Origin of the sequence: Megasphaera massiliensis (genome assembly GCF_000455225.1) — a bacterium.
Lineage (GTDB): Bacteria > Bacillota > Negativicutes > Veillonellales > Megasphaeraceae > Megasphaera > Megasphaera massiliensis.
The window spans coordinates 669,056-681,011 of record NZ_HF954537.1 but is presented as its reverse complement, the minus strand read 5'-3'; the positions used below and the strand labels follow the sequence as shown (position 1 = coordinate 681,011).

Below are 11,956 nucleotides of genomic sequence, written 5' to 3'. Positions count from 1 at the left end.
CCCATGGTCTACTGCGGCCTCTACCCGGTCGAAACGAATGATTACGATAATTTGCGCGACGCCTTGGAGAAACTCCATCTCAACGACGCGGCCCTGCTCTTTGAACCGGAAACGTCGTCGGCCTTAGGCTTCGGCTTCCGCTGCGGCTTCTTGGGCCTCCTCCATATGGACGTCGTCCGCGAACGGTTGGAACGGGAATACGACCTGTCCCTGATTACGACGGCGCCGTCGGTTATTTACCGCGTCTACTGCACGGACGGGACGATGGTCGAAGTCGACAACCCGTCGCAGATGCCCGATATGACCAAGGTCGATCACATCGAAGAACCCTTGGTCAAGACGACGATCATCATCCCCAAGGACATGGTCGGTACGGTCATGGAAATTTCCCAGAGCCGCCGCGGCCAGTACGTCACCATGGACTACCTCGACGACACGCGCGTCTCCTTGGTCTATAACCTGCCTTTGTGCGAAATCCTTTACGACTACTTCGACGTCTTGAAGTCGGCGACCCGCGGCTATGCCTCCCTCGACTATGAGCTCAACGGCTACCAGTCGTCGCCTATGGTCAAGATGGACATCCTCATTAACGGCGACGTCGTCGACGCCTTGAGCGTCATCGTCCATCGCGACTTTGCCGCCCGCCGCGGCCGGGCCCTGGTCGAAAAGCTGCGCAGCCTCATTCCGCGCCAGCTCTTCCAGATCCCCGTCCAGGCCGCTGTCGGCAATAAGATCATCGCCCGCGAAAATGTAGCGGCCCTGCGTAAAGACGTTTTGGCCAAATGCTACGGCGGCGATATTTCCCGTAAGCGCAAGCTCCTTGAAAAACAGAAGGAAGGTAAGAAGCGGATGAAACAGTTCGGCACCGTCGAAATTCCTCAGGAAGCCTTCATGGCCGTCCTCAAAGTCGACGAATCGTAATGCTAGGCTTATACGTTCACATTCCCTTTTGCCGGCATAAATGTTTGTACTGCGATTTTCCTTCCTACAGCGGCCTCGAACGCTATCTGGAAGGATATGTTCCGGCCCTCTGCCGGGAAATTGCGGCCACGCCCTATGCCGGGAAGTCCGTCGATACGATTTATATCGGCGGCGGTACACCGTCCATTCTTTCCGCAAAGGCCGTGGGAGACATCCTTCGGCAGCTGCGGCAGACCTTCGAGGTTACGGCGGAGGCTGAAATTACGATCGAAGCCAATCCGGAAAGCCTCGACGGGGAAAAGGCGGCAGCCTACGTTTCCTACGGCATCAACCGTTTGAGTCTCGGCATCCAATCTTTTTCCGATGAGATGCTGTCCTTTTTGGGCCGCATCCACACGGCAAAGGAAGGGGAGCGGGCCCTTCGTGCCGCCTGGGACGCCGGCATCCGCAACCTGTCTATCGATCTGATGTACGGCCTGCCGGGCCAAACCGTTGATGACGTCCGGCGCGATGTTCAGCGCTTGGGAGACCTTCCCGTGGACCACGCCTCGATTTACAGCCTCATCGTCGAAGACGGGACGCCTTTGAAACACGGCCTTTCTAAGGGCCTTTGGACACTTCCCGATGACGAGGTTGTCGAAGCCATGGGCCAGGCCGTCCACGATCAGATGCACGACCTGGGATTCCACCACTATGAAATTTCAAGTTATGCAAAAGGGACTTTTGAATCGAAACACAACAGCAAGTACTGGATCTATGAGCCCTATATCGGCTTTGGCGTGTCAGCCCACTCCTTTGACGGTACGGCCCGCTGGGCCAACATGGCCAATATCCCTCAATATATCGAAAGGGCCGGAAAGGGGAGCGTCGAGGGCGAACGCATCCTTATCGACGCTAAGCGAGCCGTCGAGGACTACTGCTTCTTAGCCCTGCGCCGCCGCGTCGGCATCGATAAAGAAGACTATGACCGCCGTTTCGGGCAGCCCATCGAAGCCGATTTCGGTCCGGTCATCGATTCGCTCGTCGCTCAGGGCCTTTTGGAAAATACGAAAGAATGGGTCCGCCTAAGCGATAGAGGACTTTCTTACGGCAACTACGTCTTTGGCAAGTTCATCCGCTGAACTTTTTACGCGGATAATCCCCAACCCGGGATAAGCAAAAAATAAACCGTCAGGAACATCGATTCCTGACGGTTTTTCTGTATCTTCTCTGAGGTCGGTTCAGCGTTCATTCGCTTCGGCCGGGATCTGTGCTTCGGCTTTCGCCGTGTTTTTTTCGGTATTCTCGAGGCGTATGGGCATAAAAGCGCTTAAAGGTCTTGGCAAAGTGGCTCTGACTGTCGAAGCCGCAGGCGGCGGCGATGGCGGCAATGCTCTTAGTCGGCTTCGTCAAGAGCTGGTCAGCGCCCTGCATGATCCGGTATTTTAAGACGTATTGGATGGGCGACAACTGGATCGTCTTTTGAAAGCAGCGCAGGCATTCACGCTGGCTGATTGCGGCGGCGTCGGCAATATCGGTGACGGTGAGGGGTTCTTCAAAGTGGGTGTGGATATAAGTCAACATCTTTTTGATCCGTTCTTCGTCAAGACTTTGCATCTCTGAAGGGGAATCTCCTTCGAGGCGGAATTGATCGTACAGAAAGAGACAGATTTGTGACAGTTCTTCTCGGACGGTAAATTCAAAGCCTGACGGTTCGTCCGTCATGGCTTTAAAAGCGGTGCGGAAGCGGCGAGCTGTCGTGTCGTCTTGGCTTCCCCGGCAGTAAAAGGCCGAAAAGGCCGGACAAGTGAGGAGGGGACGAATATACTTCACCCATAGAATCGAGTCGTCACTGCCGGAAATCAGCGACGGACTGAAGACAAAGGAGCGCAGGTCGCATTCCGGATCGGCCAGGGCCGCATGAAGGGTATTGCCGTTGACGGCCAATATATCGCCGGCGGTCAGATGGAACGTGTGAGCCGGGACCTTTGCGGTCATTTTCCCGCCTGCGATGTAGATGATTTCCAGTTCATCGTGCCAGTGCCAGGGGACGTTATCGCCTATTTCCTGCCGGTAATGGACGGTGTAGCCGGCACAGGGGAAGGCTGCGTTTCCGTGGGGTTTTATTTCTTGCGACCGATCGTCGACCGGGATAGAACAGTCTGTCAATATCATGGGGACACCTCTTTATTTGGCTGTTTTATTATAGTATACGGCTGAATTTTCGTTGTATCAAGACCTATATGACGGTATTCTTATAATAGAGAAGGGAAGAAACCACACGGCCGCGATGCGGCGAAGGAGGTCTTGATGATGGTATTAAAATTTTACTTCATTCCCAACATGGAAACCTTTACGGCTCTCGTCGCCGCCAGCCGGGGATCGGTCCTGGTCCGGCGGGATGAAGCGTTTCAAAGCCTTAAAGGCGATGGCGACGCCTTGTCCTTTATAAAGGAGAGAACCGCGCGGGGCCGCGGCGTAGAAATTCGTTTGAGTGATACGCGGGATTACTTTTCCTTCGTCCGCTTCATGGTCGGGGCTTGTCTTTACAATTGACAGAATATGCGTGCCGTAACGGATAAATGTACGATGATAAAAAACAATTTCCATAGCGAAAAGTTTTATTCGATCCGGGGCCGATGCAGGTGAAAGCCGACTCCAAGGGCGTTGACAAAGTTATGATAAATCGTATCAGAACCTCATAAGTTATTGACAAACAGCCATAATCTGAGTATAATTTCATTGTGTGCAGTAACAGCACTCCCTATCATACCTTGGAGGGAGGGATAACAGAATGGCAGAAATCAGAGTTGGTAAAAACGAAACGTTAGACAGCGCTCTTCGCCGCTTCAAACGTTCTTGCCAAAAGGCTGGTGTTCTTTCCGAAGTTCGGAAACGTGAACACTACGAAAAACCGAGTGTACGGAGAAAGAAAAAGTCCGAAGCAGCACGGAAACGGAAGTACAGAGCATAATCGTTAATGTAAGAAGGGTGATACCATGTCTCTTAAGAACGAACTTCTTCAGGACATGAAAGAGGCAATGAAAGCCAAAGAAGCCGGTAAGACGGCTTTGTCCGTTATTCGTATGGTCCGTTCGGCCATCCGCAACGCGGAAATCGACGGCGGTCATTGCGAACTCGACGATGCCGGTGTCGGCGCCGTCATTGCCAAAGAAATGAAACAACGCAGGGAGTCATTAGCTGAATTCGAAAAAGCCGGCCGTGCCGACTTAGTCGAAGAAACGAAGGCTGAAATGGCAGTACTGGAAAAGTACATGCCGAAGCAGCTGACGGAAGATGAAGTCCGCCAAATCGTCACCGATACCATTAAAGGCCAGGAAGGTCTTCAGATGGGGGCTGTCATGAAGCTCGTCATGCCGAAAGTGCAGGGACGGACCGATGGCAAGGTTGTTTCACAGATTGTTCGAGAAATTTTACAACATCGTTGATTGCCATAGATTCCTTAAAAATCTATTGACAAATAGACTAAATGATTGTATTATTTTAACATGATTTGAAAACAAAATAAATCATGAAACAAGAGTCAAGGAAGACTCCGAATCCCGACTGTGGGATCGGAGCTTTTTTTTCACCTAAAGGAGGAGTCATAATGACAAAAGATGAGTTGGTATACGTAATTCCGGCAGGTCAGTATGGTAAAGAAGGGGTGCTGGCTTTATTGGAACAGCATCCGGAAATCAAATTCGTATCCCTCGTAGGCATCGATTTGGCAGGCAATGATACGGACGAAAAGATTCCTATCAGCGTCTTCTTTGATGACTACGATAAATTCTTCAATGCGACGGCATTCCAGACCGATGGTTCGTCCGTCGTCCTGCCGGGCATCGCCATCTTGTCCAATGCCCGCGTCGACATCAAAGCCGACCCGTCGGTCAGCTGGTTCGTCGACTACAACGACGACAATATCGACCCGGAAACGGGAAAACCCGTAGGGACTCTGCGTATTCCCAGCTTCCTTCGTCATGCCACGGGCTACATCGACTCCCGGTCGATCCTCCGCAACACCTGCGACTACGTCAGCGACCAGGTCTTGGCGCTGGTCAAACAGTATGGCCTGCCCGGTACGTCGGTCAATGTCGACGACATCGAAAAAATCGTCCTCACGACGGCGACGGAACTGGAATTCTGGGTCAAGACGCCGAGCCAGGATGTAGCGACGCGCCTCTTGTCGGCTTCGCAGAAATTGCAGGAACAGTATTGGCAGCGCACGCACGGCGTCGTTCGTACGGCTCTTGAACAGACCATCGAACGCCTCGAAAAATACGGTCTCGAACCGGAAATGGGCCATAAGGAAGTCGGCGGCGTCAAAGCCCAGATCGACGATTCCGGTAAATTGACCTTCGTCCTCGAACAGCTCGAAGTCGACTGGAAATTTGCCAACGACCCGGTCCAGACTGCAGATAATGAAATCGCAGCCCGTATCATCGTCCGTGAAGTATTCCGTGAAAACGGCCTTGAAGTCACCTTCCAGGCAAAACCGATTCACGGCGTTGCCGGTTCCGGTGAACATACGCACTTCGGCATCGGGGCCATCATGAAGAACGGCAAATTCGTCAACCTCTTCAACCCGTCTGATATGAAGAGCGACTTCCTGTCCGTCGTCGGTTACGGCGCCATCATGGGCATGCTCAAACACTACGAAGTCATGAACCCCTTCGTTTCGGCAACGACAGACTCCCTGAACCGCTTGAAACCGGGTTTTGAAGCCCCTGTTTGCATCGTAACGGCCCTCGGCGGTGATCGTCCGGACGTCCAGACCCGTAACCGTTCGGTCCTCATCGGCCTCATCCGCAACATCGCAAGCCCGGCGGCTACACGGTTCGAACTCCGTTCTCCGAACCCCTTCACCAATACCTACATCGCCATCGCCATGGGATATTTGGCCGCCCTCGACGGCATCAAATATGCTCTCTCCAGCGGTAAGAACGGCGAAGCCCTCCTGGCTGAACTGTCCAAGAAGCCCGGCGAAGATGCAGATTATCTTGAAAAAGACCGGGCTTATCGCTCGGAAGTCGACGTCTTTGAAAACTTCACCAGTGAAGAACGGGATGCCATGTTCGGCAAGGCACCGCGGACGGTCTGGGAAAACTTCAAGGCCCTCGACCTCCATCCGGATAAAGTAGATACCCTGGCCTGCGACGCTTTCCAGAAGCGCATCATGGAATCGTTCCGCCTCGGCGCCCTCAACCGCTGGGCCCTCGAACTCCAGTACCGCCTCATTCCGGAAAACCTCTCCAAGGTCATCGCTGCCAAACAGCTCCATGCCGACGGCGACAGCAATGCCCTTGAAGTCGAACGCTGGACCAAGATCAACGCCCTGCGTACGGAACTGGGCCGCGATACGGAAAAGAGCCTGTCCATTTTCTCGAAGATCAAAGAAGCCCTGGCTGCCAAAGACTACGATACGGCTTCCAATCTCATGGTCGAAATGAGTGATAAGATGGACCTCTTGACCGATATGTACTACGAATATTCGTATAACGCTTTCTAAACCCAGTTGATAAAGTTTTAGCTATATAGAAATGAGCTGCTCCGCACATGGGGGCAGCTCATTTTTGCTATAATATATGTTTTATTTTAACGTGAGGCCGACAGGGCAGTGGTCGCTGCCGAGGATGTCGGTGTAAATAGAAGCCGATTCTAAGCGGTCGTCGAGGTCGGTCGTCGTCAGGAAGTAGTCGATGCGCCATCCGGCGTTGTTCTGGCGGGCTCTAAAGCGGTAGCTCCACCACGAATAGACGCCTTCTTTATCAGGGTAGAAGTGACGCCACGTGTCGGTGAAGCCGGCAGCCAGAAGGTCGGTCATCTTCTGCCGTTCTTCATCGGAGAAGCCGGCGTTCTTGCGGTTCGTCTTGGGGTTCTTGAGGTCGATTTCCTGGTGGGCGACGTTGAGGTCTCCGCAGACGATGACCGGTTTTTCCTGATGGAGGGACAGGAGGTACTCCTTAAAGTCGTCTTCCCACTGCATGCGGTAGGGCAGGCGGGCCAGTTCGCTTTGCGAATTGGGCGTGTAGCAGGTGACGAAGAAGTAGTCGTCAAACTCGAGGGTAATCAAACGCCCTTCGTGATTGTGTTCGTCCTTATCCATGCCGTAACGGACGGACAGGGGCTTGATGCGGGTAAAGATGGCCGTGCCGCTGTAGCCCTTGCGGTCGGCGTAGTTCCAATACTGTTCGTAGCCCGGAAGATCGATGTCGATCTGGCCTTCTTGGAGCTTCGTTTCCTGCAGGCAGAACAGGTCGGCGTCGAGGTCGTTAAATGTATCTAAGAATCCTTTTTTCATGACGGCCCGCAGACCGTTGACATTCCAAGAGATAAACTTTGTCATAGAAACCACCTTTCTTTTTCAGATATCCTCGATGATAAGCCATTTTTATCTAGGATAATGATGCGTTTTTTGTTATAATGAAAACAAACGAATTGCCGCGATGAGATGCTGTGATGACAGTATCCGCAAGGATATTGGCAGCACTCTTTCTTATTGTATAAAATCGTTGAATCCTTGTCAAAATAATAAAGCAGGTGATAGTATGGCAGTACATGAATTAGCAGGAACGAAAGTAAGACCGGAAGACTACATCGACTTGGACGCCATGACCAAGGCGTATCATTCGATTCATCCCGACGCCTCTGATCCTCATCAACAGGTGCGCTTCGGAACGTCAGGCCATCGCGGTCAGGCCGGCAGCGGCAGTTTTACGGCAGACCACGTTGCGGCCATTACCCAGGCCGTTTGTAATTTCCGCCACGACTTTGGTGCCGACGGACCGTTGTTCGTCGGGGCCGACACCCATTATTTATCGAAATTGGCTTTCGAAACGGTCTTGTCGGTCCTTTCGGCCAATAAGGTTACGGCCTACGTCGACGCTGACGGCGATTTTGTCCCGACGCCGTCTGTTTCAAGGGCTATCCTGCGCTTTAATGACCACCGTAAGGAAAACTTAGCCGACGGACTGATCCTCACGCCGTCCCATAATCCTCCGGAACACGGCGGTATTAAGTACAACCCGACGACGGGAGGACCGGCAGGTTCTGACATGACCAAGGCTATTGAAGCCGAAGCCAATCGCATCCTTGCAGGGCATAATCAGGATGTCAAGGCCATTTCCTATGAAGAAGCGGCCCGGGGTGATTTTGTCGTCCCTTATGATTATAAAGGCTTATATGTCGCTGAATTGGCGTCCATCCTTGACATGGAAGCCATCCGCGATGCCGGACTTCCCATTTTGGTCAATGCCCTCGGCGGTTCGGGCATGAATTACTGGCACCGTATTTCCGAACGCTACCATTTGAACCTGTCTTTTGTTAACGATACGTACGATCCGCAGTTCACCTTTATGAATTACGACCATGACGGCAAGGTCCGTATGGACTGCTCGTCGGCATACGTCATGTCGGCCGTTACCGGTCAGGCAGCCGATTATCGCCTCATTTTGGCCAATGACCCCGACTATGACCGTTTCGGCATCGTCTGCGGCACGGACGGCATGATTACGGCCAACGCCTTTTTGACCGTCGCTGCGCACTACCTTATGACCCATCGCCATTTCGACGGTCTGGGCATCGCTAAAACCGTCGTTACGACGGATATGCTGGCTCGGGCGGCGAAAAAACTCGACGTACCTCTCTATGAAGTCCCTGTCGGCTTTAAGTATTTCGGCCCCCTCTATGAAGACGGGAAAATCGCCTTTTCCGGCGAAGAAAGTGCCGGTGCTTCCTTTATCGCTAAAGACGGCAGCGTCTGGACGACGGACAAGGACGGCATCATTCTCTGCCTCTTGGCAGCGGAAATCTACGCCGTTACGGGAAAATCGCCCCTGGCTTACTATGAAGGCCTCTGTGAAGAACTGGGCCGGCCCTACACCGTGCGCAGCGATGCGCCGGCGACGCTTGAAGAAAAGGACAAGATCAGCTCGCTTACGGAAAAGGATGTAACCGAAAAGAATCTCTGCGGCAGTCCCATTACGGCCGTCCTGTCCCGTTCGCCTTACGGCAATTCGGCTATCGGCGGCGTCAAGATTACGACCGATGACGGCTGGGTCGCAGCCCGCCCGTCGGGAACGGAAGACATGTATAAGCTCTATGCCGAAAGCTTCGTCTCCCAGGAACAGGCCGGAAAGCTTCTTGAAGAAGGGAAGTCCCTCATCAGTAAGGCTTTGGATGCATAGAAAGTTTCTTTCAAATCGAAATGATTTACTCGATTTTCGTATCATAAGGCCTTTTCATGGGCCGAAAGTGGCATTTACTGCGTTACCTGTGCTATAATGGGGAGCGTAGAATCTAACTCAAAGGGGTGGGCAGCTGTGAAAGTTGTAATCACGGTAGTCGGCGTGGACCGTACGGGTATCATCGCCGCCGTCAGTCAGATCATGGCGGAACATAAGGTAAATATACTGACCATTAATCAGGTTATTTTAGATGGCATTTTCAACATGGCCATGATTGTTGATATGGACCCTGCAGATATTGATTTAGATACTCTTCAGGATTTGCTCAAGCAGAAGGGTGAAACCCTCGGTGTCGAAATCAGAGCCCAGAACCAGGCTATTTTTGATGCCATGCATCGTGTGGGCTAAGGAGAGGGAATATGCTGACAATCCATGACGTACTTGAAACGAATCAAATGATTCAAAAGAACAACCTTGACGTCCGGACGATTACCATGGGCATCAGTCTCCTCGACTGCTGTGCCAGTGACGGCAAGACGTTGTGCAGCAACATTTACGATAAGATTACGCGCTACGGCGAGCACCTGGTAGAGACGGGGGAAGCCATTTCCCGCGAATACGGCGTGCCCATCATCAATAAGCGCGTGTCTGTGACGCCCATCAGCCTCGTCGCCGGGGCCAGCGATATGACGAGTTATGTCGATATCGCCCGGACCCTTGATAAGGCGGCCAAGACGATCGGCATCAACTTCATCGGCGGCTTTTCGGCCCTCGTCGAACGGGGCATGAGCAAGGGCGACCGGATCCTCATCGATTCCATCGCCGAAAGCCTGGCTGTGACCGATCTCGTCTGCAGCTCCGTTGCCGTCGGCTCGACGAAGGCCGGCATCAACATGGATGCCGTCGCTGAAATGGGGCGGGTCTTTAAGGATTTGGCCGAACGGACGAAAGAACAGGATGCCTTAGGCTGTGCCAAACTGGTCGTCTTCTCCAATGCGGTAGAGGACAATCCCTTCATGGCCGGCGCCTTCCACGGCGTCACTAACGGCGATTCCTGTATCAGCGTCGGCGTCAGCGGCCCGGGCGTCGTAAAAGTAGCCCTAGAAAACGTGAAGGGCGAGCCCTTTGATGTCGTCGCCGAAACGATTAAGAAGACGGCCTTTAAGATTACCCGTGTCGGCCAATTGGTCGCCATGGAAGCGTCGAAACGCCTCAATATGCCCTTTGGCATCATCGACTTATCCTTGGCACCGACACCGGCTGTCGGTGACAGTGTGGCTTCCATTCTTGAAGAAATGGGTCTTGAAAGCTGCGGGGCCTGCGGTACGACGGCAGCCCTGGCGCTTTTAAATGACGCCGTCAAGAAGGGCGGTCTCATGGCTTCATCTCGCGTCGGCGGCCTGTCAGGCGCCTTCATCCCGGTCAGCGAAGACAAGGGCATGCTCGAAGCCGTCGGCCGCGGCAGCCTGAGCCTTGAAAAGCTCGAAGCCATGACCTGCGTCTGCTCTGTCGGCCTCGATATGATCGCCATTCCCGGCGATACACCGGCGTCGACCATTTCGGCCATCATCGCCGATGAAGCAGCCATCGGCATGATCAACAACAAGACGACGGCCGTCCGCGTCATCCCCGTACCGGGCAAGGGCGTCGGCGATAACGTCGAGTTTGGCGGCCTTCTCGGCCATTGCCCGATTATCAATGTCAATAAATATAAGTCAGATGAATTCATTGCCCGCGGCGGCCGCATTCCGGCGCCCATGCGCAGTCTGACCAACTGATGATAGATTAACGGAAAGTAGGCGTGTGTTGTGCTCCAATATGTTGTACCCTTTATCATTGCCTTGGTCGTTTCCTATCTTTTGACGCCGGGCGTCAAGAAGGTGGCCATCAAGGTTGGCGCCGTGGACCGGCCCAATGCAAGAAAGGTACATACTCATGTCATCCCGCGGCTCGGCGGGCTGGCTATTTATATCGGCTTTATGGCGGCCGTCTTGTTCTGCGTGCCCCTGCACCATGAACTCATCGGCATGCTCCTCGGCTGTACGGCCATCGTCGCCATCGGCATTTGGGACGATATCTGCAACATCCCGGCCCGGGTCAAGCTCGTCGGCCAGATTGCAGCGGCCTGTATTCCCGTGGCCTTCGGCATTCAGATCGAATGGCTGACCAATCCTTTCGGAGATATCCTGGTCCTGCCGGAAGTCATTGCCATTCCGGTGACGATTTTCTGGATCATCGGCTTTACCAATACGGTGAACCTCATCGACGGTCTGGACGGACTGGCTGCCGGCGTAGCCTTCATCGCCTCGATTTCGATGTTCCTCTTGGCGGTAAACCTCAATCAATTCCTGCCGGCCCTCATCATTGTGTCCATGGCCGGTGCAGCCTTGGGATTTTTGCAGTACAACTTTAACCCTGCCAAAATCTTCATGGGCGATACGGGGAGTATGCTTCTCGGATATACCCTGGCCGTCTCGGCCGTTCTCGGCTTGGTCAAGACGGCGGCGACGGTGGCACTGGTCGTGCCCATCATCGCCTTAGGCCTTCCCATTCTCGATACGACCTTCGCCATCATCCGACGCCGGATGAGCGGCGTTCCCATATTTCAGCCGGATAAGGGTCATCTGCACCATCGTCTCCTGGCCCTGGGTATGACACAGAAGCAAGCCGTACTGATCATGTATTTTGTCAGCATGATGTTAGGCATCGTCGCCCTCTTCGTAGCCAACGTAAGTTATCAGACGGGGATCGTGACTGTCTTGGTCGTTCTTGCCGTTATCATCTACTCGGCAAAGCGCATCGGCATACTGCGTAAATCAACGACCGATTCGACCCGCAAACCATGACGGGAAGAATCGGTTCGTCAT

12 protein-coding genes are annotated in these 11,956 nt (G+C 53.4%); 10 read left to right on the top strand and 2 right to left on the bottom strand.

Annotated elements, in window-relative coordinates:
- Together TX77_RS06585 and hemW are read left to right on the top strand one after the other, a co-directional pair.
- On the top strand, positions 1-921 hold a 921-nt coding region (locus tag TX77_RS06585; RefSeq protein WP_044503981.1), incomplete at its 5' end, for a GTP-binding protein.
- Positions 921-2,042: a radical SAM family heme chaperone HemW gene (hemW, locus tag TX77_RS06580; RefSeq protein WP_044503980.1), complete on the top strand. Its 1,122-nt coding sequence runs from the start codon at positions 921-923 to the stop codon at positions 2,040-2,042. The genes TX77_RS06585 and hemW, both read left to right, overlap by 1 nt.
- A 106-nt stretch (positions 2,043-2,148) precedes the next feature.
- Here the strand turns inward: hemW and TX77_RS06575 are convergent, their stop codons facing one another.
- A complete protein-coding gene (locus TX77_RS06575) occupies positions 2,149-3,075 on the bottom strand; it encodes an AraC family transcriptional regulator (protein WP_044503979.1) in 927 nt (308 codons plus the stop codon).
- A 135-nt stretch (positions 3,076-3,210) separates the two neighbouring features.
- On the opposite strand from TX77_RS06575, the gene TX77_RS06570 reads away from it, so the two are divergent.
- From TX77_RS06570 to TX77_RS06555, 4 genes are all read left to right on the top strand, one after another.
- Positions 3,211-3,456 carry a hypothetical protein gene (locus TX77_RS06570; RefSeq protein WP_141669481.1) on the top strand — a complete coding sequence of 82 codons (246 nt, stop codon included), beginning with the start codon at positions 3,211-3,213 and terminating at the stop codon, positions 3,454-3,456.
- A gap of 238 nt (positions 3,457-3,694) precedes the next feature.
- Entirely contained in the window at positions 3,695-3,874 is a 180-nt protein-coding gene (rpsU, locus tag TX77_RS06565) for a 30S ribosomal protein S21 (RefSeq protein WP_020311403.1), read from the top strand.
- Positions 3,875-3,899: 25 nt separating this feature from the next.
- The gene (locus tag TX77_RS06560) at positions 3,900-4,349 is read left to right on the top strand and encodes a GatB/YqeY domain-containing protein (RefSeq protein ID WP_044503977.1); all 450 of its coding nucleotides are present in this window, start codon (positions 3,900-3,902) and stop codon (positions 4,347-4,349) included.
- A 161-nt stretch (positions 4,350-4,510) separates the two neighbouring features.
- Positions 4,511-6,412: a type I glutamate--ammonia ligase gene (locus TX77_RS06555; protein WP_044503976.1), complete on the top strand. Its 1,902-nt coding sequence runs from the start codon at positions 4,511-4,513 to the stop codon at positions 6,410-6,412.
- 81 nt (positions 6,413-6,493) lie between these two features.
- Here TX77_RS06555 and TX77_RS06550 read toward each other — a convergent pair whose 3' ends face one another.
- On the bottom strand, positions 6,494-7,249 hold the full coding sequence (locus TX77_RS06550; RefSeq protein ID WP_044503975.1) for an exodeoxyribonuclease III: 756 nt from the start codon (positions 7,247-7,249) through the stop codon (positions 6,494-6,496).
- Between the two features lie 202 nt (positions 7,250-7,451).
- Between TX77_RS06550 and TX77_RS06545 the strand changes: the two genes are divergently transcribed.
- From TX77_RS06545 to TX77_RS06530, 4 genes are all read left to right on the top strand, one after another.
- The gene (locus TX77_RS06545) at positions 7,452-9,089 is read left to right on the top strand and encodes a phosphoglucomutase (protein WP_044503974.1); all 1,638 of its coding nucleotides are present in this window, start codon (positions 7,452-7,454) and stop codon (positions 9,087-9,089) included.
- 135 nt (positions 9,090-9,224) lie between these two features.
- On the top strand, positions 9,225-9,497 hold the full coding sequence (locus TX77_RS06540; protein WP_044503973.1) for an ACT domain-containing protein: 273 nt from the start codon (positions 9,225-9,227) through the stop codon (positions 9,495-9,497).
- 11 nt (positions 9,498-9,508) lie between these two features.
- Positions 9,509-10,867 (top strand): PFL family protein, encoded by a 1,359-nt coding sequence (locus TX77_RS06535; protein WP_044503972.1) that lies wholly within the window; start codon positions 9,509-9,511, stop codon positions 10,865-10,867.
- Positions 10,868-10,897: 30 nt separating this feature from the next.
- Positions 10,898-11,935 (top strand): glycosyltransferase family 4 protein, encoded by a 1,038-nt coding sequence (locus tag TX77_RS06530; RefSeq protein ID WP_044503971.1) that lies wholly within the window; start codon positions 10,898-10,900, stop codon positions 11,933-11,935.
- The last annotated feature ends 21 nt before the right edge of the window (positions 11,936-11,956 follow it).

Coding starts and splice junctions, on each gene's coding strand:
- hemW (WP_044503980.1), top strand. CDS start 921: ATGCTAGGCTTATACGTTCACATTCCCTTTTGCCGGCATAAATGTTTG.
- TX77_RS06575 (WP_044503979.1), bottom strand. CDS start 3,075: ATGATATTGACAGACTGTTCTATCCCGGTCGACGATCGGTCGCAAGAA.
- TX77_RS06570 (WP_141669481.1), top strand. CDS start 3,211: ATGATGGTATTAAAATTTTACTTCATTCCCAACATGGAAACCTTTACG.
- rpsU (WP_020311403.1), top strand. CDS start 3,695: ATGGCAGAAATCAGAGTTGGTAAAAACGAAACGTTAGACAGCGCTCTT.
- TX77_RS06560 (WP_044503977.1), top strand. CDS start 3,900: ATGTCTCTTAAGAACGAACTTCTTCAGGACATGAAAGAGGCAATGAAA.
- TX77_RS06555 (WP_044503976.1), top strand. CDS start 4,511: ATGACAAAAGATGAGTTGGTATACGTAATTCCGGCAGGTCAGTATGGT.
- TX77_RS06550 (WP_044503975.1), bottom strand. CDS start 7,249: ATGACAAAGTTTATCTCTTGGAATGTCAACGGTCTGCGGGCCGTCATG.
- TX77_RS06545 (WP_044503974.1), top strand. CDS start 7,452: ATGGCAGTACATGAATTAGCAGGAACGAAAGTAAGACCGGAAGACTAC.
- TX77_RS06535 (WP_044503972.1), top strand. CDS start 9,509: ATGCTGACAATCCATGACGTACTTGAAACGAATCAAATGATTCAAAAG.